We start from the raw sequence: 19,911 nt of genomic DNA on the forward strand, positions 1-19,911 counted from the left end.
GCGTGCCGCGTCTCAGTCCTCGGGGGCGTAGTCCTTCTCGTCCACCAGCCGGTAGCCCACACCGCGGACCGTGACGATGCGTGAGGCCCCGAGCTTGTTGCGCAGGTAGCGCACATAGACGTCCACCACATTGGACCCGGGATCGAAGTCATAGCCCCACACCCGGGAGAGCAGCTGCTCGCGGCTCAGTGCCTGCCCGGGGTGGCGCAGGAAGGTCTCGGCCAGGGAGAACTCCCGGGCGGAGAGATCGACTTCGGAGCCGCCGATGGTCACGGTGTGGCGCACCGGGTCCATCTCCAGGTCCGCATGGCGCAGCACCGTGTCCTGGGCCGGCCCCGGGGTCTGGGGGTCCGGGCGCAGCCGCAGGCGCACGCGGGCCACCAGTTCGGCGAACCGGAACGGCTTGGGCATGTAGTCGTCCGCCCCGGAGGTCAGACCCGTGACGGTGTCGTCTGCCGAGGTGCGGGCGGTGAGGATGATGACCGGCAGCTCCTGGTCCTGGGCGCGGATGCGCTGGAGCACTTCGAAGCCGTCGATGTCCGGCAGTCCCAGGTCCAGGATGACCAGTTCGAATCCGCCGGTCAGCGCCAGCACCAGCCCTTCACGCCCCGTGGTGGCCACCGTGGTGGCGAACCCTTCGGCCTTGAGCCCCTTGGACACGAAGGCGCTGATGCGCGGTTCGTCCTCGATCATCAGGATCTGGTTCATGCTCTCTCGTCCCTCTGGTCCTGCCGGGGCCCGAAGCCCCGGGTGCTGCTGGCACCGAGCGTCTCCGGTGCCGTGTCTGGATGGAGCTGGCCGTCGTCGGGGGCGTCCAGATCGCCCTCCGCGGGAAGGTCCAAATAGAAGGTGGACCCCACCCCGGGAGCGGACTGGACGTCCACGGTCCCGCCGTGGGCACGGACGATCGCGGTGACGATGTTCAGACCCAGCCCCGAGCCTTCGGAGCGCGTGCTGTTGGCACCGCGTCCGAACCGCTCGAAGATCCGCTCCTGGTCCTCGGGGGCGATCCCGATGCCCTGGTCGCGGACCCAGAGCCGCAGTGTCCCGTTCAGCACCTGCGACCCGATGGAGACCTTCGTCCCCTCCTCCGAATAGCGTACGGCGTTGGAGGCCAGTTGGAGCCACGCCTGGGTGATGCGCTGGGCATCCAGGGGCACGACGACGTCCGCGGCGTGGTCCATGGTCCAGACGCGCGTGCCCAGCTGGGAGGCCTTGGCCACCACGGCGCGGGTCAGCTCCTGAACATCGGTCGGCTCGCGGTCCACGAAGTCGGGCCGGCCTGCCTTGGCCAGGGTGACGAGGTCGTCCACCAGGCGGCGCATCCGGTCCAGTTCGTCCAGGGCGGTGTCCCGGGACTCGGCCACGTCCTCCGGATCGGTGACGTCCTGGATCTCCAGGTTGCCCTGCACGATCGTGATGGGAGTGCGCAGCTCGTGGCCGACATCGTCCAGCAGCTGCCGCTGGGAGTCCACGGCACCCTCCACCCGGTCCAGCATCTGGTTGAAGGTGGAGGCCAGCTCAGCCACGTCATCGGAGCCGCTGACCGGGACGCGCCGGCGCAGGTCCGTGGCGGAGATCTCCGAGGCGGTGTCCTGCAGGTCCCGCAGAGGACGCAGGAGCCTGCCCATCAGGACCCAGCCGATCAGGCAGACCAGCAGCACCACGCCCAGCCCCACCAGGGAGTAGGTCAGGAAGGTGTTCTCCAGCTCGTCCAGCTCTGCATCATGGTCGTAGGCGAGCAGGAGCATGGCCGGGGTGTCGTCCCCGGAGAGCTGGACCACCACCAGCACCCCGCGGTAGTCGGTGACCGTGGTGCGGACCGACTCGATGATCGTGGAGGAGCGGTCAGAGTTGTCCAGAGCCCACTGCACCAGTTCCGGGTCGTTCTCCAGGCGCAGCTCCACGGCGTCATTGGCCGTCCAGGTGATCCGGCCGCCCTGGAAGCCGAGCATGCCCTCGTTGCGGGCCGGCATGGTGCGCTGCATGGCCACGAAGACCAGCTGGTCGGCCTCGGTGAAGGGCTGGCCGGTGGCCGGGTCCACGCCTTCCTGGGCCAGGATCCGGTACTCCTCCACGGAGCGTTCCAGGGAGTCGTCGATCCTCTGGTTGATGGCGGTGCGCTGCAGGCCGTAGGCGGTGCCGCCGGAGACCACCAGGGTCAGGGTGGTCAGCAGCACCAGTAGGGACATCAGGCGGGTGCGGACGGGCAGCCCGCGCCACCGCTGCAGGGAACGCGAGGCTCTCTCCGGGGTCGTGCGTCCGGAGCGGGACGAGGGGCTCATGACGGGATCAGAGCGCGGGGGCCAGGCGGCCCGGCTGCGGCTCAGTCATCGTCATCGTCATCGTCGTCGTCCTCGTCATCATCCCAGTCGTCATCGTCATCGTCATCATCATCCCAGTCATCGTCGTCCCAGTCGTCATCATCGTCGTCGCCCACGTACGGTGCGGGTGCGGGAACCGGGACGGGAGCCGGTGCCTGTGACCGGCGGGGGGCGGTGCCGGTGGAGGATCCGGACCCTGAGGACGTGCCGGACCCGGTGGAGGTCCCTGCTCCGCTCGTGCCAGACCCGGAGGAGGTGCCCGATCCGCTCGTGCCGGCTCCGCCGGTGCCGGACCCGGAGGTGGTCCCTCGGGAGGCGGCGCGGGGAGGAGCTGCGGTGGTGGGTGCAGGCCGTGAGGAGATCTCGGGTCGCTTGAGCCGGTCCTCAGGGGCCGCCTGAGCGGCCTTCGTGGGTGAGGGGGAGGCTGACGCCGAGGCGCTGGGGGAGGCGGAGGCAGTGGCCGACGCGGGGGACTCAGAGGTCCCGTCACCGGCCGACGGGGCGTTGCGGGCTCCCGGAGTGGCGGACTCTGAGCTCACCGCCAGCAGCGGACCCAGATCCACTGCTCCTGGGCGCGCTGAGGCCATGGCCACGCCGACGGCGGCGAGCACAGCCACGATCATCAGCGCCACGGCGGCTTTGAGTCCTGTTCCGGTGTCCTTCATGCCCTCCATGGTGCCGGAGCCCGATGAGCCGATGATGAGAACAGCGGCGGCGCAGATGAGGAAGCGGTGAGAATCAATCCTGGTGGGGGTCTGCGGAGTCGGGCTCCTCGTCCGGCAGGTGGGCGACCTCGTCGGCGCGCTGACGTGCCTGGAGGGCGCCGTCGTCGTCCCCCAGCAGGTCCAGGGACTGGGCCAATCCCAGCCAGGCGGCCATCTGGACGTGCTGGGCGCCGTCCTGCTGGTCCGCGATGATGCGGAACAGAGTGGAGGCCTCTTCGGCGCGTTCCTGCTCGAGCAGGACGTAGGCGGCGAACAGCTCCGCGTTGGAGGCGGACGTGGAGTCCTGGGTGGCGGTGAACAGGTCTGCGGCGGTCAGCGCGGAGGAGACGGCGGCCGGTCCCTTCCGCAACGCCCACAGCGCCCGGGCCCGGGTGTCCGTGAAGTCGGCCTCGTGCCAGGCCGCCGAGGAGTCCTTGGCCAGGGCGATGGCCTCGTCCAGCAGGGCCACGCCGCTCTCGTCGCCCAGCTCGGCCAGCACATGGCCCAGGGCGTGCAGAGCCTGGGGGAGCACGGCGGGGTCCTGGTCCACGACCTCCCGGGAGAGTTCCACGGCGCGGCGGAAGCGGTCGGCCGCCTCCTCGGAGCGGTCCTCGCGGTTCAGCAGGGCGCCGGCGGCCAGGAGCATGCGGGCGGCCTCGTCCGGGGAGTCCGCCTCCAGGAACAGCTGCGCGGCCCGGTCCCAGTGCTTCAACGCCTCCTCGGGTCGGTCCTGATGCCGAGCGGCGTGTCCGAGGTCCACCAGGGCCCTGGCCAGACCGGGGAGCCGGTGTGCTGCCTCCTCCCGGCGGACCAGCCCGGCCAGGACACGTTCGGCCAGAGCGTGCTCGTCGGCCTCCAGGAGCTGGTGACCCAGCGCCAGGGTGAGGGCGGAGGCCTCCGGGACCTCGCCCTGTTCGGCCTGGGCCACCGCGACCTTCCAGGCCAGGACGGAGGTCTGCTGGTCATCGGCGTCCGCCGCGATCCCGGCCAGCAGGGCCGCCGCCGAGGCCGAGCCCTTGCGGACGCCGGCGGCGGCGTGCAGCTCCACGGCACGCAGGGCATGGTCCGCGGCGAGGAAGCCATGCTCGGCCTCCTGTTCCACCACGGCCTTCAGCATCCATATGGCCGCGCGCACGGCCCGGTTGGCCGGAGCGGAGAGCACCAGGTTGGCGATCGCGTCGGCCTGCAGGGACTCGTGGGACATCAGGTGGACGTGGGCCAGGAACATGCGGGTGGCGGCCCAGGTCTCCTCGGGGACCGGACTGTCCAGGGACTCACGCCGTTCGTACCAGGACAGGCACTCGGTGAGCAGCTCGTGGGCCTCCTCGAACCGACCGTCCTCGACGCGGCGCACGGCCAGGGCCACCAGGGCGTCTCCGAGGATGGAGTCCGCCGTGGTCTGGGACCGGCGTCGTTCCTGGTCCAGCACGCCCTCCAGCACCGTGGCCTCGAAGGGTTCCGGCTCGCGCAGGAGCATGGCGCCGAGCTCACGTTCCATCCTGGCCCGGTGGGGCTGGCCCCGATCCTCCAGCAGGGCGGCCCTGGACTCGATGTGCTCGCTGACCTCGGCCGTCCGTCCGGACATCTCGGCGATGGAGGCCAGGGCGCGCAGCAGACTCAGCCGCGTGGTCGGCTCCTGACCACCCGGGGCGTCGAGTCCGGCTCTGGCGGCCTCAGCGGCCCGGACAGGGTCTTCGGCATAGGCGGCCTCGTAGGCCTGGTCCAGCCAGCCGCGAGCCGTGTGCGGCTGATCGACCGTCTCCAGCGCAGCCGCTCGAGTGAGCACGGCCTGCAGCCGCGGTGCCAGATCCTCCGGCAGCGCCGGGCTCTGGTCCTGCCCTGGTCCCGGGGAGTCCTCCGGTGAGGTGTCCTCGCTCATCGGCTCCTCCCTTCAGGTCGGCGGTGGCAGGCCCGCCCATTATTCCAGACCTGCTCCCTGCTCCTACACTGACGACTATGGACTTCGACACCCGCGTGGGGGCATATGGCGTGGTGCTGCAGGAGGACCAGCTGCTGCTGAGCCTGTGGGACGGTCCGAACCATCCGGTGTGGACCCTGCCCGGCGGCGGCATGGAGGTCGGCGAGACCCCTGAGCAGTCCTGCATCCGCGAGATCGAGGAGGAGACCGGGTACCACTCCGTCCTGCAGGGGCTGCTGGGCGTGACCAGCCGGACGATCCCCGCCGAGAGGAGACTGCACGGTCAGCCACGCCCGCTCCTGGCCGTGCAGGTGATCTTCCGCGCCCAGACCGTCTCCGGGACACTGCGGGCAGAGGTGGGCGGCTCCTCGATCGACGCGGCATGGCTGCCGCTCTCGGAGCTGGCCCGGCTGCGCACGGCCGAGCCCCACAGGGTCTCGCCCGTGGTGCTCGCCGCCCTCGAGCTGGCCGGGATCGACCTTCCGGAGGCCGCGGCATGAGCGATCCCCGCCGCCACCGACCGATCACCCTGGGCTGTCTCGGTCTGCTCGCCGGTCTGACGCTGGTCACCGGCTGCACTCAGGGGCCGGCCACTCCGCCGCCCAATCCCACCGGCACGGCATCCACCCAGCCCGTGGAGACGGCGCTGACCCTGCATCCGGGCAGCTCCGCACAGGAGACGATCGTCGCCCACGTGCTGGCCCGGCATCTCACCCACCGGGGTGCGCCCGCCGAGGTCGGCGAGGCCACGGCCGAGCCGTGGCAGCGGGTCACCGGTGAGGGCGCCGCCGTCGTGGACACCCTGGGGATGATGGCCCGCCTGGCACCGGACGAGGCGGCAGGACCGGTCCCGAGCCCGACGGCGGACCCCTCGCCCGAGCCGGACGCCTCGCTCTCGGCGGACGAGCCGACCGCATCACCGCATGCGGCCGGTCCAACCGCAGATGCAGAGGCCACGGAGTCGGTGGCACCGAAGCCCGTGCCCGGCGGGGAGGCCGCGCCGGACGCCGGGGCAGTGGCGCGGTGGGCCCGCGAGCAGCTGCCCGAGGGTGTCGAGCTGCTGGCCGAGTCCTCGGCCACACTGCGTCTGCAGGCGGTCACCACCGCGACCTTCGCCCGGCTCCATGAGCTGGACAGCCTGGTGGACCTGAACGGACAGTGTGAGGATCTTGCCCTAGCACCGCTGGCCTGGGGTGAGGTCGAGGCCGAGCGCCTCAGCGTCCTGGCCGGATGTGCCCCCCAGGAGTGGGTGGACACGGGGGACCGTCAGCCAGCCCTGGCCCTGGTGGCCGACGAGGCGCAGGTGGCGCTGCTGTACGGCACCGACCCGGCGATCAGTCATCACGCGCTGGTCCCGTTGGAGGACCCAGATCGGATCCTCCCGGAGGGGCGACTGGCGGTGGTAGCGGATCCGGACGGGCTTCCCCCTGAAGCACGGGGCGCGGTCTCTGAGGTGATGCAGCGGCTGGACGGTGCGCAGCTGGCGGAGCTGCAGAGCCTGCTGGAAGGACCTGACCCGCTGACCCCGGAGGAGGCGGCTCAGTACTGGCTGGTGCAGAACGGCCTGGAGACCCGGCCCGAGGGCTGGTTCTGATCCACCGCTGATCCGCTCCTGGACCACCATCTGACCTGTCACCGGTGTCATGAGGGGGCGTGGCCGTCGTCGGGTGGAATGATGGAGGCCATGTCATCACCTCGGACCGGACAGATCAGGCAGTCCACGAAGCTGCTCAATGTGCGCTATGACGTGCGCGGCCCCATCCTGGAGGAGGCCCAGCGCATGGAGGCGGCGGGCCACCGGATCATGAAGCTGAACATTGGCAATCCGGCACCGTTCGGCTTCGAGGCGCCCACCGCGATCCTCAAGGACATGGTCTCCAACCTGCCGAACGCGCAGGGCTACTCGGACTCCAAGGGCATCTACTCGGCGCGCACCGCGGTCAGCCAGTACTACCAGTCCCGCGGGATCATGGACATCGACGTGGATGACGTGTTCATCGGCAACGGCGTCTCCGAGCTGATCTCCATGGTGCTGCAGGCCCTGGTTGACGACGGCGACGAGATCCTGATCCCCTCCCCGGACTACCCGCTGTGGACCGGGGCGACCACCCTCTCCGGCGGCAACGCCGTGCACTACCGCTGCGTGGAGGAGGAGGGGTGGGCCCCGGACCTGGAGGACATCGCCTCCAAGGTCACTGAACGGACCAAGGGGATCGTGATCATCAACCCCAACAACCCCACGGGCGCGGTCTACACCCGCGAGGTGCTGATGGGGGTGGTGGAGATCGCCCGGAAGAACAACCTGGTGCTGATGGCCGATGAGATCTACGAGAAGATCCTCTACGACGGCGCCCGTCACATCAACGCCGCCTCCCTCTCGGACGATGTGCTGACCCTGACCTTCTCCGGTCTGTCCAAGGCCTACCGGGTGGCCGGCTACCGTTCCGGCTGGGTGGCCGTCTCCGGACCCAAGCACCGCGCGCAGGACTTCCTCGAGGGCCTGACCCTGCTCTCCAACATGCGCATGTGCGCCAACGTCCCGGCCCAGCACGCCATCCAGACCGCCCTGGGTGGCTACCAGTCGATCAACGACCTGATCCTGCCGGGCGGGCGGCTGCTGGAGCAGCGCAACACCGCCCAGCGGCTGCTCTCCGAGATCCCCGGGGTCAGCGTGCAGCCGGCCGACGGCGCCCTGTACCTGTTCCCGCGGCTGGACCCCGAGGTCTACCCCATTGAGGATGACGAGCGCTTCGTCATCGACCTGCTGCGCCAGCAGAAGATCCTGGTCTCCCACGGCCGGGCCTTCAACTGGCCGGACACCGACCATTTCCGCCTGGTGACCCTGCCTTCGGTCCACGACCTGGAGATCGCCATCGGACGGATCGCCGACTTCCTGGAGGACTACCGTGAGCGCTAAGAGACTGGTGATGGATCCGCCGCAGAACGCGGCCGCCCTGCTGCGGGCCCGGACCGCAGACGGTGCCCTGCTGGGCCCCCAGGACGTGGACCCGGACACCAAGCCCGGATACGGCGGCGGCAAGGCCGAAGGTCAGGCCACCCTGGCGGCCCGGGCCACTCAGCTGGCCGATCTGCAGGAGCTGCTCTACGCCAACGGCCGTGCCGAGACCGGCCAGGACCACTCGCTGCTGTTGGTGGTGCAGGCCATGGACACCGCCGGCAAGGGCGGGATCCTGCGCCACGTGGCCGGGGCCATGGACCCGCAGGGCGTGCGGGACGTCGCGTTCAAGAAGCCGACGGCGGAGGAGCTGGAGCACGATTTCCTGTGGCGCATCCGCAAGCATGTCCCCGAGCCGGGCATGGTCGGGGTGTTCGACCGCTCGCACTATGAGGACGTGCTGGTCCACCGGGTGCGTGAGCTGACCCCGCTGCCGGAGATCGAGCAGCGCTACCAGGCCATCCGCGACTTCGAGCAGGAGCTGGCCGATGCCGGCACCCGGATCATCAAGGTCATGCTCCACATCTCCCAGGACGAGCAGAAGGAGCGCCTGACCGAGCGGCTGGAACGGCCGGACAAGCACTGGAAGTACAACCCCGGGGACGTGGACGAGCGTGCCCTGTGGGATGAGTACATGGAGGCCTACCGGATCGCCGTCGCCGAGACGGACGCCGACCACGCCCCGTGGTACATCGTCCCGGCCAACCGCAAGTGGTATTCGCGGATGGCGGTGCAGGAGCTGCTGATCGAGGCGCTGAGCGCCATGGATCTGTCCTGGCCGGTGGCCGACTTCGACGTCGAGGCCGAGAAGAGGCGCCTGGCCGCCAGCTGACGGGTCCGCTGACCGGTCACCCGGCTGTCCCGACGACGGCCGGTCGCCGGGTGCTTCTCAGGCCCCGGGGTGCCTGGCTAGGGTGGTGACATGAGCGAGAACAACACCCCGAACCAGAACGCACAGACCCAGCAGCCCCTCTCCGGCAAGTCGGTGGCCTTCCTGGCCACCAGCGGCGTGGAGCAGGTTGAGCTGACCAGCCCGTGGGAGGCGGTCATCGCCGCTGGCGGGACCCCGGCCCTGGTCTCCACCGAGCAGGGCGACATCACCGCCATGCAGGGTGACTGGGAGCACGGCGAGTCCTTCCCGGTGGATCACCATGTGGGCTCGGTGGAGTCCTCGGCCTTCGATGCCCTGGTCATGCCCGGCGGCACCCTGAACGCCGACTCCCTGCGCGAGGACGAGGACGTGCTGCGGTTCGTGCGCGGCTTCTTCGAGCAGCACAAGCCGGTCGCCGCGATCTGCCATGCCCCGTGGACCCTGATCAACGCCGGGGTGGTGGAGGGCCGGACGATGACCTCCTATTCCTCGCTCTCCACCGACCTGAAGAACGCCGGCGCCAACTGGGTGGACGAGCAGGTCGTGGTGGATGAGGGCCTGACCACCAGCCGCAACCCGGACGACCTGGATGCGTTCAACGCCAAGATGGTCGAGGAGATCGCCGAGGGCAAGCACGAGGGCCAGACCGCCTGACCCCGCACCCGCTGATCACATGCACGCCAACTGTGGTTCCGCCCGGCGCGTCGCCCGAGTTGGCGTGCACGTGATGGGGGTCATGCAGCGGCGAGGATGCAGAACTCGTTGCCGCTGGGGTCCATCAAGATCGTCCACGGGAATCGGCCCGTAGGCGTGATCACCTCAGCCCCACCCCGCACGGCCACCTCCACGAGCTCCTCCTGGGTCTGGCCGTCCGTGGGGCGCACATCCAGGTGCATGCGGTTCTTGAGTGCGCCCTTCGGTCCCTGCTCCGGACACAGCTCCAGCAACGGGCCCTGACCGGAGGGGTGCCTCAACGCGGGCACCCGGTGGTCGGCCCGGTCCCAACCGGTCATCGCCTGCCAGAACTTCACGTCCCGGGCCGGCTCGGCACTGTCCAACGGCAGCGCGGCGACCGGTCCGGTGCCCTGATACTCGGGCCGGTCCTCCAGCACGCAGACGGGCGGCCCTCCGGATCGGCCAGCACCGTCCACGCCACCTCACCCTGACCGATGTCCAGGGGACGCGCCCCCTGCGCGATCAGCCGCTCCACGGTCGCCGCGTGATCCGGCCCGCCGGCCAGGTCCAGGTGCAGGCGGTGCTCACGCGGGTCGGGCCCCAGCTCGGGGACCGTCTCGAAGCACAGGTCCATCCAGAACTCGCCCACGCGCAGGCGGGCCTCCCACAGGGTCGGTTCCCGGGTGATGATCTCGGCACCCAGCACCTCGGCCCAGAACGTCCCGGCCGCGGCGGAGTCCACGCAGTCGAGATTGATGTTCTCCAGGCGCATGGCTGATCCGCGGTCTCAGTCGCCCTGCGCGGAGGGACCGTCCCCAGCGCCGGCCCGGGCGCGGACCTCATCGAGCTTCTGCCGGGCCCCGGCCAGCCACTGCTCGCAGCGGTCTGCCAGTGCCTCCCCGCGCTCCCACAGCGCCAGGGACTCCTCCAGCCCCGCCCCGCCGGCCTCCAACCGCCCCACGGTCTCCACGAGTTCGCTCCGGGCCTGTTCGTAGCTCATGGCGGCGATGTCCGAGGTGTCCGCCCCGGAGAAGCCCTCCACGGCCGGTTCGGATGAGGTCTGGTCTGCGGTGCTCATGTGTGGTCCTCTGCGCTCGTGCTCTCGGGGGTGTGGGTGTCGGTGGTGGTGGCGCCGATCCGTCCGGCGGCCACCAGGATGTCCAGGGCGTCCCCGGCGTTGACCTGGTCTGCACGCCGGATCACCTCACCGGCGTGCTGGACCACGGCATAGCCTCGGTCCAGTGTGTGCTGGGGGGACAGGGAGCGCACGCGCGCCCGCAGATGCCCGACGACGTCCGCCTCCCTGGTCAGTGCGCTCGCCAGGGCGGTGCGAGAGCGGTCCACGAGGCGCTGGACATCCTCGGCGCGATCGCTCACCAGGCGCTCCGGCTGGGCCATCACCGGACGGGTGCGCAGTGCCTCCAGGCGCTGGGCCTCATGCCGGACGAGCCGCTCCACTCCGGCGGCCAAACGTAGTCGGGCGTCGGTGATGCCAGCCAGCTCCAGGGCGGCATCCGGGACGATCCTCTTGGCCGCGTCGGTCGGCGTGGAGGCGCGCAGGTCGGCCACATCGTCCAGCACGGGCCGGTCGGCCTCGTGGCCGATCGCCGAGACCACAGGGGTCTGGGCGGCGGCCACCGCGCGGACCAGGGCCTCGTCGCTGAAGGGCAGGATGACCTCCTCCAGGGCACCACCGCCGCGGGCGATGACGATCACGTCTACCTCCGGGTGGGCATCCAGATCGGCCAGTGCCGCCATCACCTCCCTCGGTGCGTGGGCACCCTGGACGGCGACCTCGCGCACCTCGAACTGGGCGGCGGGCCAGCGCAGCAGGGTGTTGCGGATGACGTCCTTCTGCGCGTCGGAGTCCTTGCCCGTGATGAGTCCGATCCGGTGCGGCAGCAGCGGCAGGGGCTGCTTCAGGGAGGGGTCCAGCAGCCCTTCGGCGTCCAGGGCCCGGCGCAGGTTCTCCACCCGGGCCAGCAGGTCCCCGATCCCCACCGGACGCATGGCCGAGACGATCATGCTCAGTCGCCCGGTCTTGGTGTAGAAGCTGGGCTTGACGCAGGCCACCACGCGCGAACCCTGCTGGACGGTGCCCTCCAGGGTGGCGGCCACGTTCCTCCAGGCGATGACCGGCAGGGAGTAGTCCTCATCCAGGTCCCGCAGGGTCATCCAGGCGTTCCCGCGGATCACCTTGTACTCGATCAGCTGCCCCTCGATCCAGGCCTGCGGGGCACGCTCGATGTACTTCTTCAGGTTCTCCGAGAGCAGACGCAGCGGCCAGGGCTGCTCGGCGCTGGTCCCGGCAGCGGTGGCCGGCAGCGAACTGGGGGCAGGGGAGGAGTCCACCACTCATTCCTACCACCCGTGGACACTACGCTGGACGGGTCGGTCCACACCCCGGCTCTGTCCTGCACAGCACACCCCGTTCCCCCTGGAGGTCCCGGTGCGCACCCTGAGACTGCTTCTGTCCCTGCTGCTGGCCGTCGCGGCGGGGCTGCTGGCCGCGCTGTCCGTGGCCGGAGCACGACTGGACGCCCTGGTCCACACCCCGGAGCCGCTGCAGGAGATCGCCGGGCCGGTGGTGGAGCTGGACTCGGTGCAGCGGGGACTGCCCCCGGCGGTCAGCGGCGCGGTGCGGGACCAGATCCCGGACCTGCTCCCGGCCCAGTTCGAGGAGGGGATCGTCCAGCTCGTGGAGGGTGCCGCGGCCGGCCTGTTGAACGACGACCGCTTCACCGAAGCCTGGTCAGACACGCTCGAACAGACCCGCACGGACTGGCTGGTCAAGCTGGACGCCGCCCGGTCGGACCGCACCCAGACCGGACCCGCTCTGCCCGCGGACGCCGCCACCGTGGAGTTGCAGATCGGACCGATCGCCGACCTGGGGCAGGACCGGATCGTGGAGGGGCTGCGGCAGATCCCGTTCGGGGAGATGGCCGCAGACGCGGTAGAGGAGAACACCCAGCAGGACTACCGGATCGCCCTGGACCTGAACGTGCCCGACCCGGAGGTCATCACTCCAGAGCAGGTGGTGTGGCTGGAGGACAACGTCCGGCATTGGCCCTGGCTGGCCGGGGGAGCCGTCCTGACCCTGGTGCTCAGCCTGCTGCTGGCGCCCGGACGTCAGCGGTTCACCGCCTTGGCCGCAGCCGGCATCTCGGCTGCTGCGACCGGGATCGCCGGCCGGCACGGACTGGAGTCCGTGGAGGCGGTGGGCACCACCGGTGTGGCCCACGCCGTGGCGGAGGGTCTGATCGCCGGAGTGCGTGAGTATGCCCTGCCGGACACCACGCTGATCATCGTGGGCGGAGGGGTGGCCGTGGCCCTCGCGGTGCTCGGGATGCTGATCGGCTCGGCCCGGAGCGGAACCGCCCGGGCGGCCAGCTCGCGTTGAGGTCCCGCCGGTAGCATGGGGGACATGTCTGCCGCCCCCTTTGCCTCCGTGACCACCGCACCTGCCGCCGCGCCGGCGGGACCCTCCGTGGGAGCCGCACCTCAAGGATCGGGCCGGCCGGTCGCCGTCGGGATGCCCCAGGTGCCGCGCACCCGCCGCAGCCGCGAGGAGGTGGAGGCCGCCGCCCCTGTGGCGAAGGAGAAGTCCGTGCTGCTGGCCGCGCCGCGGGGCTACTGTGCCGGTGTGGACCGCGCCGTGGTGGCCGTGGAGAAGGCCCTGGAGGTGCACGGCGCCCCGGTGTACGTGCGCAAGGAGATCGTGCACAACCGGCACGTGGTGCAGACGCTGGAGGAGCGCGGCGTGATCTTCGTGCAGGAGCTGGACGAGGTGCCCGAGGGCGCCCTGACCGTCTTCTCCGCGCACGGTGTCTCCCCGGCCGTGGTCAACGAAGCCGCCGAACGCAATCTGCAGACCATCGACGCCACCTGCCCGCTGGTCACCAAGGTGCACCGCGAGGCTGTGCGCTTCGCCAAGCAGGAGAAGCAGATCCTGCTGATCGGGCACGAGGGCCACGAGGAGGTGGAGGGCACCTACGGTGAGGCGCCCGAGCACACCACCATCATCAACAACCCGGATGAGGCCCGCACGGTTCAGGTGGAGGATCCGGACAACTTGATCTGGCTCTCCCAGACCACCCTGAGCGTGGACGAGACCCTGGAGATCGTCTCGATCCTGCGCGAGCGGTTCCCCAACCTGCAGGACCCGCCCTCGGATGACATCTGCTACGCCACCTCCAACCGCCAGGCGGCGATCAAGATGATCTCCCCGCAGTGCGATCTGGTGATCGTGGTCGGTTCGGCCAACTCCTCCAACTCCGTCCGGCTCAAGGAGGTCGCCCTGGAGTATGGGGCGGCCCGGGCCGAGCGCGTGGACTTCGCCAACCAGGTGGATGAGTCCTGGTTCGAGGGCGTGGCCACCGTGGGCCTGTCCTCCGGTGCCTCCGTGCCCGAGGTCCTGGTCCGTGAGGTGTTGGACCTGCTGGCCCAGTACGGGTACGAGACCGTGGACGAGGTGGTCACCGCCGAGGAGGACATCATCTTCTCCCTGCCCAAGGAGCTGCGCGCTGAGCTCAAGCGCGTGGGCGATCACTCCCGGTCCCTGGGCGGACGCGGGAAGACCGTGAAGGCCTGATCGTCGCCTGACGGCTGACAGACCACAGAACCCCTGCCCGGTGATCCGGTGCAGGGGTTCTGTCTGTTCAGGAGCAGAGGCCGGTGTGCGGTCTCAGGTCAGCGCTGAGGGGCCCGACGACGGCTCCGTCCGGTACGTGCCCGGCCGCCGGTTCCGCTGGCGGAGCCACGCTCCCCACCGTCGCGGCCGCTGCGCTCGCCACGGTGGTCGGTGCTGCCACGGCCGGTCTCCGAGGTGTAGGCCGGGGCGCCGGCGGAGGAGCCTGCACGGCGGTTGCCGCGGCGGGCTGAGCCCGAGGCGGGTCGCTGGGCATGCCCGTCTCGGCGGGACGGCGAGGATCCTTCGCCCCGTGCAGGACGCTCGGAGCGCTGACCGCCCAGGCGCGGGGAGGCGCTGGCGGCGGAACCGCCCTGGCCACCGCGGCCGCGGCCGCGTCCGCCGCGAGACCGGCCACCGGAGCCGCCGGATCGGGCGGAGCCGCCCTGCCCGGACTGGCCGGAGGCGGCCGAGCCTGATCCGCTGCCCTGGGAGCCCAGACCGGCGACGGTCTTCTCCACATCGGTGGGGTTCAGGAACGTGCGCTGACCGGGGGCCAGCTGCTCCAGGACCTGACGGTCGGTGCCGTCGCCGTGCACGGTCGGCTTGATCTTGGCCGCGCGCATCAGCTGGCGCACCTCCTCACGCTGGTCGGAGCCGGCCAGCGTGATCACGGTGCCGGCCTGACCGGCGCGGGCGGTGCGCCCGGAGCGGTGCAGGTAGGCCTTGTGCTCGGCGGGAGGATCGGCGTGGACCACCAGGGAGATGTTGTCCACGTGGATGCCGCGGGCGGCGATGTCCGTGGCGACCAGGGTCTCCACGGTGCCGCTGTGGAAGGCGTCCAGGTTGCGGGTACGGGCGTTCTGGCTCAGGTTGCCGTGCAGCTCCAGGGCGGCCACACCGTTCTGGCGCAGCTTCCGCGCGGCCTTCTTGGCCCCGTACTTGGTGCGGGTGAACACGATGGTCCGTCCCGGGGCGGCGCACAGATCGGCCAGCGTGGTCATCTTGGCCTCGCCGTCCACGGAGAGCACATGGTGGTCCATGGTGGAGACGGGGGAGACCGCCGAATCGGCCTCGTGGACCACGGGGTTGCGCAGGTACTTCTTGACCAGCACGCCCACGCCCTCGTCCAGGGTGGCGGAGAAGAGCATCTTCTGGGCGGCCGCGGGGACCTTGTCCATGATGCGCCGGACCATCGGCAGGAAGCCCATGTCGGCCATGTGATCGGCCTCGTCGATCACCAGGTGATCCACGGAGGAGAGGTCGATGTGTCCCTGTCCCATCAGGTCCAGCAGGCGGCCGGGGCAGGCCACCAGCACGTCGACGCCGCGCTGCATGGCCTTGACCTGCGGGTTCTGTCCCACACCGCCGAAGATCGTCAGCGTGGAGAGGCCGGTGGCCTGGGCGAGCGGGGCCATGGAAGCCTCGATCTGGATGGCCAGTTCACGGGTGGGAGCCAGGATCAGCGCGCGCGGCCGGTTCGGCTGGGGCCGACGTCGGTTCTGTGCATCACTCAGGCGGGCCACGGTGGGCAGCAGGAAGGCGTAGGTCTTGCCCGATCCGGTGCGCCCACGGCCGAGCACGTCGCGCCCGGCGAGCGAATCGGCCAGTGTGGCGGCCTGGATGGGGGTGGGGGAGGTGATGCCCTGAGGGGCGAGGGCGTCCACGAGGTTCGAGGGCACGCCGAGGTCAAGGAAGCCGTCGGTGAGGACAGCAGAAGAAGAGGTGGTCACTGAGAGGTAAATCCGTCCGGGGAGAAGAAGTCCCGGCCCTGGCACAGGCGGCAGCGGCGTCACAAGGGCCGATCATCGCGGTGCTGGCCGGCACCGGGCGGGCAGTTCCCGCGCGGTGGGCTCTGTCCACAGTACGGCATGTCAGCGGTCCCGCCGTGCAGGGGTGCCCGCGCGGGCGCCGTGGCTGAGCCTGGACGGACAGCGAACCCTCGCAGTCCCAGGGGTGGGAGCGGGGGTTCGCCGTGAGGTGAAGCCGGACGGGTGCCGCTCGCAGGACGCGGTCAGGCGTTGACGCGGGCGTGCTTCTGGACGTGGGAGACCACGGCGTCTACGTACTGCTCGAGGAGCTCGCGCAGCGACTCGTCCTGGATGCCCTCAGCGGTGAGTGGCAGCCATTCCGCAGGAGGCCTCCTCGGTGTGATGATGTCCGTCACTGCTCCGCTGGCAGGTCCTGCTCCAGCAGCTCCGCGGCGGAGAGCACCCTTGGTGTGGACTCCACCGGGGACGGGAACTCCAGGCGCTCCTGGACGGCAGGGTCCAGTTCGCAGATCCGGCGTGCCGAGGGCAGGATCCGGCTCTCCAGGGTGCCCAGCAGGGAGTTGTAGCGCTCCACGGAGGACTTCAGGGAGGACCCCAGCTTGGTCAGGTGTCCGCCGAGTGTCCCCAGCCGCTGGTAGAGCTGGTGCGCGGTCTCGAACAGGCTCTGGGCATGTTCGGCCAGGGTGTCCTGCCGCCAGGCGTAGGCGACGGACTTCAGGGTGGCCAGCAGGGAGACCGGAGAGACCAGGGCGACGCTGCGGCTGAAGGCGTGGTCCAGCAGGGTGGGGTCGGTGTCCAGGGCCGCGGCGAGGATGGACTCGGCCGGCAGGAAGCAGACCACCAGCTCGGGGGAATGCTCCAGAGCCTCCCAATATGACTTGGAGCCCAGGGCGTCCACATGGGCCCGCAGGGCTCGGGCATGCGCGCTGTGCAGCTCCTCGCGGCGGGCGGCTGCCTCAGCGGAGGGATCCCCGGCCAGCTCGTGGGCCTCCAGCACGGCGGCCAGCGGTGCCTTGGCGTCCACGGCCAACGACTTGCCGCCGGGGAGTCGGACCACCAGGTCCGGGCGGAGTATCTGGTCCTCGGCGCCTCGGTAGGAGTGCTGCTCGGAGAAGTCCGTATGGGGGAGCATGCCGGACGCCTCCACCACGCGGCGCAGCTGGACCTCCCCCCAGTGGCCGCGCGCGGTGGTGGACCTCAGGGTGGCCACGAGGGACTGGGTGTTCACCAACAGGGCGGTGTCCGTCTCCGCAGCGGTCTTGAGCTGCTCGGAGAGCTGTCCGTACTGCTCCACCCGGTCCCGTTCCAGCAACCCCACCTGCCGCTGCAGCAGCTCCAGCCGCTGGGCCACAGGACTCAGTGCGCGCAGCACCGCCGACTCCTCCTGCTCGCGCTGCTCGGCTCGGTCCCGGTCCGCCGCCCGTTCGGCCGTCAACACGCGGCTCTCCGACTGCGCCGCGGCCAGCTCCGCTCGGACCTGGGCCAGCTCCTGTCGGGCTTGATCCGCCTCGGCCCAAGGTCCTCCACCGGTGCCCCGCACCCGCCGCCACACCAGCCACGCGCCCACTGCCGCCCCCAGCACCAGTCCGGCCACCAGGAACGCGATCGATATCCAGACCGTCAAGGCCGGATCCACTGAGTTCTCCATGCCGACCACCTTGACAGAACCCGCGGACGCGGTAGTGACGCGGCGCGCTTCGGTAGAGTGATCAGCATCACGTGTTGTGGTCCAGAGGGGACGACTGATCCGGCGACGGGCAGACAGTGAGATGCAAAGGATGTGGCACCTTGACACAGAGCACGGACAGCAATGACCAGGTCGCCCGGTTTGGAGCGCCGGCCTCCACCTGGGACGAGATCGAACAGAAGTCACCCGGGGAGCGCGCCGCACCGGAAAAGCCGAGTCTGAATCTGAGGCGGTGGATCGGACTGGCCGCAGGACTGGTCATCGCTCTGGTGGTCTTCGCGGTGATGCCCGCGGACGTGGCCCACAATGCCAGGGTGACGGCCGCCGTCGCGGTGCTGATGGCCATCTGGTGGATGACCGAGGCGCTGCCCATCCCGGCCACCGCCCTGGTGCCGCTGATCGCCTTCCCCCTGTTGGGCGAGGAGATCACGATCGATGCGATCGGCGCCTCCTACGGCAACAACATCATCTTCCTGTTCATGGGAGGTTTCATCCTGGCCCTGGCCATGCAGCGGTGGAACCTGCACCGGCGTATCGCCCTGGTCACCGTCAGCGCCATGGGCACCAAGCCCGGCGGAGTGGTGGCCGGATTCATGATCGCCACGGGGTTCCTGTCCATGTGGGTCTCCAACACGGCCACCGCGGTGATGATGATCCCGATCGGCGTGTCCGTGCTGACCCTGGTGGTCGCCCAGACCTCGGGCCGGATCTCCGAGGACGCGGATCCGACCTCCACCGAGGTCAAGGACGAGGTCATCAAGTCCAACTTCGGCACGGCCCTGATACTGGGCATCGCCTACGCTGCCTCCGTCGGCTCGCTGGGCACCCTGATCGGCACACCTCCGAACACCCTGCTGGCCGGGTACATGTCCGAGACCCACGGGGTGACCATCGGCTTCGGCCAGTGGATGCTGGTGGGCGTCCCGCTGTCCCTGGTGATGCTGGTGATCGTCTGGTTCCTGCTCACCCGGGTGCTGTTCAAGGCCGAGATCGACGAGATCCCCGGCGGCCGTGAGCTGATCCGCTCCGAGAAGGCCAAGCTGGGCCCGATCTCCTCCGGCGAGATCCGCGTGCTGATCATCTTCGTCCTGGCCGCACTGTCCTGGATCTTCATCCCACTGTTCTTCAAGGGACTGATCTCGGATGCCGGGATCGCCATGGTGGTGGCGCTGCTGCTGTTCGTCCTGCCGGCCGGTGCAGCCCGAGGGGTGCGCCTGCTGGACTGGGAATCTGCCGTGAGGCTGCCCTGGGGCGTGCTGCTGCTCTTCGGCGGCGGCCTGGCCCTGTCCTCGCAGTTCGGCTCCTCCGGCCTGGCGGAGTGGATCGGGGACCAGGTGGCAGGGCTGGCCGGCATCCCGGTCTGGTTGCTGGTGGCCATCTTCGCCACCGCCATCCTGTTCCTGACCGAACTGACCTCCAACACTGCCACCGCGGCGACCTTCCTGCCGGTGGCCGGCGGTGTGGCGCTGGGCGTGGGCGTGGACCCCATGCTGCTGGCCATTCCGGTGGCCCTGGCCGCCACCTGCGCGTTCATGCTGCCGGTGGCCACTCCGCCGAACGCGATCGCCTACGGCTCCGGCTACGTGACGATCGGTCAGATGGTCAAGGGCGGTCTGTATCTGAACCTGGTGGGGATCGTGCTGATCAGCCTGGTCACCATGACCCTGGGCGTGTGGGTGTTCGGGCTGGTGTTCTAACGTCTTGATCGCGCCCGGGTCCGCGGCTCAGAGCCAGCCGCGGTCCCGGGCGGTCAGCGCCGCCTCCGTCCGGTTGGCCGTGTGTGTCTTGGCGATCGCCGAGGAGAGGTGGTTGCGCACGGTCCCGGCCGAGAGCACCAGCGCGGCGGCGATCTCCCGCACACTCGAGCCGTCCAGGGCCGCCCGCAGCACGTCCTTCTCCCGGTCGGTCAAAGGGTTCGCCCCGCTCACCAGCGACTCCTGAGCCAGGCTCGGGTCCACCACCCGGCCGCCGGCGTGCACGGTCCGCACCGCCTCGGCCAGCTGCTCAGCGGGAGTGTCCTTCACCACGAACCCCGCCGCACCGGCCTCCAGAGCCCTCCGCAGGTAGCCCGGCCGCCCGAACGTGGTCACCATCAGACACCGGCACTGCACGCCGGCGTCCGCCACCGCCTGCTGCACCGCGCGCACCGTCTCGATCCCGTCCATCCCCGGCATCTCGATGTCCAGCAGCGCCACGTCCACCCGGTGCTCCAGGACCGCCTGGGCCACCCCGGTCCCGTCCTCGAGCTGGGCAACGACGGTCAGATCCGGCTCCAGGTCCAGCAGGGCCGCCAGGGCGCCACGCACCAGGGCCTGGTCATCGGCCAGCAGCACCCGGATCATCGTCTCCGCTCCTTCAGCCACCTCTGCCCCCTCCT

Annotated in this window: 20 protein-coding genes; 8 read left to right on the forward strand and 12 right to left on the reverse strand. The window is 70.3% G+C overall.

The annotated features are described in order from the left end of the window. Nucleotides 1-12: 12 nt before the first annotated feature. The 4 genes from BM355_RS01350 to BM355_RS01365 form a co-directional block, all read right to left on the reverse strand. A complete protein-coding gene (locus tag BM355_RS01350; protein ID WP_091693122.1) occupies nucleotides 13-708 on the reverse strand; it encodes a response regulator transcription factor in 696 nt (231 codons plus the stop codon). Beyond that, complete coding sequence (locus BM355_RS01355) at nucleotides 705-2,285, reverse strand: sensor histidine kinase (protein WP_091693127.1); 1,581 nt, start codon at nucleotides 2,283-2,285, stop codon at nucleotides 705-707. The genes BM355_RS01350 and BM355_RS01355 overlap by 4 nt, the downstream gene beginning before the upstream one ends. 41 nt (nucleotides 2,286-2,326) lie before the next feature. Then, a complete protein-coding gene (locus tag BM355_RS14025) occupies nucleotides 2,327-2,989 on the reverse strand; it encodes a hypothetical protein (RefSeq protein ID WP_143109375.1) in 663 nt (220 codons plus the stop codon). 73 nt (nucleotides 2,990-3,062) lie between these two features. Then, nucleotides 3,063-4,907 carry a tetratricopeptide repeat protein gene (locus BM355_RS01365; protein WP_091693130.1) on the reverse strand — a complete coding sequence of 615 codons (1,845 nt, stop codon included), beginning with the start codon at nucleotides 4,905-4,907 and terminating at the stop codon, nucleotides 3,063-3,065. A gap of 77 nt (nucleotides 4,908-4,984) precedes the next feature. Between BM355_RS01365 and BM355_RS01370 the strand changes: the two genes are divergently transcribed. The 5 genes from BM355_RS01370 (at nucleotide 4,985) to BM355_RS01390 (ending at nucleotide 9,427) form a co-directional block, all read left to right on the forward strand. Beyond that, nucleotides 4,985-5,446, forward strand: a complete 462-nt coding sequence (locus tag BM355_RS01370) for an NUDIX hydrolase (protein WP_091693133.1) — start codon at nucleotides 4,985-4,987, stop codon at nucleotides 5,444-5,446. Then, nucleotides 5,443-6,540, forward strand: coding sequence for a glycine betaine ABC transporter substrate-binding protein (locus tag BM355_RS01375; protein WP_091693136.1), 1,098 nt, complete (start codon nucleotides 5,443-5,445; stop codon nucleotides 6,538-6,540). Before BM355_RS01370 ends, BM355_RS01375 begins: the two co-directional genes overlap by 4 nt. 90 nt (nucleotides 6,541-6,630) lie before the next feature. Next, nucleotides 6,631-7,863 (forward strand): pyridoxal phosphate-dependent aminotransferase, encoded by a 1,233-nt coding sequence (locus tag BM355_RS01380; RefSeq protein WP_091693889.1) that lies wholly within the window; start codon nucleotides 6,631-6,633, stop codon nucleotides 7,861-7,863. Nucleotides 7,864-7,873: 10 nt separating this feature from the next. After that, nucleotides 7,874-8,734, forward strand: a complete 861-nt coding sequence (locus tag BM355_RS01385) for a PPK2 family polyphosphate kinase (RefSeq protein ID WP_091693139.1) — start codon at nucleotides 7,874-7,876, stop codon at nucleotides 8,732-8,734. Nucleotides 8,735-8,824: 90 nt separating this feature from the next. Further along, nucleotides 8,825-9,427, forward strand: a complete 603-nt coding sequence (locus BM355_RS01390) for a type 1 glutamine amidotransferase domain-containing protein (protein ID WP_091693142.1) — start codon at nucleotides 8,825-8,827, stop codon at nucleotides 9,425-9,427. A gap of 80 nt (nucleotides 9,428-9,507) precedes the next feature. Here BM355_RS01390 and BM355_RS14495 read toward each other — a convergent pair whose 3' ends face one another. Genes BM355_RS14495 through xseA form a run of 4 tightly spaced genes read right to left on the reverse strand, consistent with a single transcriptional unit; the run spans nucleotide 9,508 to nucleotide 11,803 of the window. Next, the gene (locus tag BM355_RS14495; RefSeq protein ID WP_245760512.1) at nucleotides 9,508-9,804 is read right to left on the reverse strand and encodes a VOC family protein; all 297 of its coding nucleotides are present in this window, start codon (nucleotides 9,802-9,804) and stop codon (nucleotides 9,508-9,510) included. Then, nucleotides 9,801-10,220: a VOC family protein gene (locus BM355_RS14500; protein ID WP_245760513.1), complete on the reverse strand. Its 420-nt coding sequence runs from the start codon at nucleotides 10,218-10,220 to the stop codon at nucleotides 9,801-9,803. Before BM355_RS14500 ends, BM355_RS14495 begins: the two co-directional genes overlap by 4 nt. Before the next feature lie 15 nt (nucleotides 10,221-10,235). Further along, nucleotides 10,236-10,526 (reverse strand): exodeoxyribonuclease VII small subunit, encoded by a 291-nt coding sequence (locus tag BM355_RS01400; protein WP_091693148.1) that lies wholly within the window; start codon nucleotides 10,524-10,526, stop codon nucleotides 10,236-10,238. Then, a complete protein-coding gene (xseA, locus tag BM355_RS01405) occupies nucleotides 10,523-11,803 on the reverse strand; it encodes an exodeoxyribonuclease VII large subunit (protein WP_091693151.1) in 1,281 nt (426 codons plus the stop codon). Before xseA ends, BM355_RS01400 begins: the two co-directional genes overlap by 4 nt. 94 nt (nucleotides 11,804-11,897) lie before the next feature. Between xseA and BM355_RS01410 the strand changes: the two genes are divergently transcribed. Together BM355_RS01410 and BM355_RS01415 are read left to right on the forward strand one after the other, a co-directional pair. Beyond that, the gene (locus tag BM355_RS01410) at nucleotides 11,898-12,848 is read left to right on the forward strand and encodes a hypothetical protein (RefSeq protein WP_091693156.1); all 951 of its coding nucleotides are present in this window, start codon (nucleotides 11,898-11,900) and stop codon (nucleotides 12,846-12,848) included. Nucleotides 12,849-12,980: 132 nt separating this feature from the next. Beyond that, entirely contained in the window at nucleotides 12,981-14,039 is a 1,059-nt protein-coding gene (locus BM355_RS01415) for a 4-hydroxy-3-methylbut-2-enyl diphosphate reductase (RefSeq protein ID WP_177227801.1), read from the forward strand. Between the two features lie 98 nt (nucleotides 14,040-14,137). Here the strand turns inward: BM355_RS01415 and BM355_RS01420 are convergent, their stop codons facing one another. From BM355_RS01420 to rmuC, 3 genes are all read right to left on the reverse strand, one after another. Beyond that, a complete protein-coding gene (locus tag BM355_RS01420; RefSeq protein ID WP_091693164.1) occupies nucleotides 14,138-15,808 on the reverse strand; it encodes a DEAD/DEAH box helicase in 1,671 nt (556 codons plus the stop codon). Nucleotides 15,809-16,089: 281 nt separating this feature from the next. Beyond that, nucleotides 16,090-16,242: a hypothetical protein gene (locus BM355_RS14295; protein WP_177227791.1), complete on the reverse strand. Its 153-nt coding sequence runs from the start codon at nucleotides 16,240-16,242 to the stop codon at nucleotides 16,090-16,092. After that, nucleotides 16,239-17,495 (reverse strand): DNA recombination protein RmuC, encoded by a 1,257-nt coding sequence (gene rmuC / locus BM355_RS01425; protein WP_091693167.1) that lies wholly within the window; start codon nucleotides 17,493-17,495, stop codon nucleotides 16,239-16,241. The genes BM355_RS14295 and rmuC overlap by 4 nt, the downstream gene beginning before the upstream one ends. 140 nt (nucleotides 17,496-17,635) lie before the next feature. Between rmuC and BM355_RS01430 the strand changes: the two genes are divergently transcribed. Next, a complete protein-coding gene (locus BM355_RS01430; protein ID WP_091693170.1) occupies nucleotides 17,636-19,231 on the forward strand; it encodes a DASS family sodium-coupled anion symporter in 1,596 nt (531 codons plus the stop codon). Between the two features lie 27 nt (nucleotides 19,232-19,258). On the opposite strand, the gene BM355_RS01435 is transcribed toward BM355_RS01430, so the two are convergent. Further along, on the reverse strand, nucleotides 19,259-19,876 hold the full coding sequence (locus BM355_RS01435) for a response regulator transcription factor (protein ID WP_091693175.1): 618 nt from the start codon (nucleotides 19,874-19,876) through the stop codon (nucleotides 19,259-19,261). Nucleotides 19,877-19,911: the final 35 nt, after the last annotated feature.

It is taken from the genome of Micrococcus terreus (genome assembly GCF_900116905.1).
In the GTDB taxonomy this organism is placed as follows: Bacteria; Actinomycetota; Actinomycetes; order Actinomycetales; family Micrococcaceae; genus Citricoccus; species Citricoccus terreus.

Bases quoted from the DNA above. Each gene is read 5' to 3' on its own strand.
- BM355_RS01390 (WP_091693142.1), top strand. From the start codon at position 8,825: ATGAGCGAGAACAACACCCCGAACCAGAACGCACAGACCCAGCAGCCC.
- BM355_RS01375 (WP_091693136.1), top strand. From the start codon at position 5,443: ATGAGCGATCCCCGCCGCCACCGACCGATCACCCTGGGCTGTCTCGGT.
- BM355_RS01385 (WP_091693139.1), top strand. From the start codon at position 7,874: ATGGATCCGCCGCAGAACGCGGCCGCCCTGCTGCGGGCCCGGACCGCA.
- BM355_RS01365 (WP_091693130.1), bottom strand. From the start codon at position 4,907: ATGAGCGAGGACACCTCACCGGAGGACTCCCCGGGACCAGGGCAGGAC.
- BM355_RS14025 (WP_143109375.1), bottom strand. From the start codon at position 2,989: ATGAAGGACACCGGAACAGGACTCAAAGCCGCCGTGGCGCTGATGATC.
- BM355_RS01350 (WP_091693122.1), bottom strand. From the start codon at position 708: ATGAACCAGATCCTGATGATCGAGGACGAACCGCGCATCAGCGCCTTC.
- BM355_RS01370 (WP_091693133.1), top strand. From the start codon at position 4,985: ATGGACTTCGACACCCGCGTGGGGGCATATGGCGTGGTGCTGCAGGAG.
- BM355_RS01355 (WP_091693127.1), bottom strand. From the start codon at position 2,285: ATGAGCCCCTCGTCCCGCTCCGGACGCACGACCCCGGAGAGAGCCTCG.
- BM355_RS01400 (WP_091693148.1), bottom strand. From the start codon at position 10,526: ATGAGCACCGCAGACCAGACCTCATCCGAACCGGCCGTGGAGGGCTTC.
- BM355_RS01380 (WP_091693889.1), top strand. From the start codon at position 6,631: ATGTCATCACCTCGGACCGGACAGATCAGGCAGTCCACGAAGCTGCTC.
- BM355_RS01415 (WP_177227801.1), top strand. From the start codon at position 12,981: ATGCCCCAGGTGCCGCGCACCCGCCGCAGCCGCGAGGAGGTGGAGGCC.
- rmuC (WP_091693167.1), bottom strand. From the start codon at position 17,495: ATGGAGAACTCAGTGGATCCGGCCTTGACGGTCTGGATATCGATCGCG.
- BM355_RS01435 (WP_091693175.1), bottom strand. From the start codon at position 19,876: ATGATCCGGGTGCTGCTGGCCGATGACCAGGCCCTGGTGCGTGGCGCC.
- BM355_RS14500 (WP_245760513.1), bottom strand. From the start codon at position 10,220: ATGCGCCTGGAGAACATCAATCTCGACTGCGTGGACTCCGCCGCGGCC.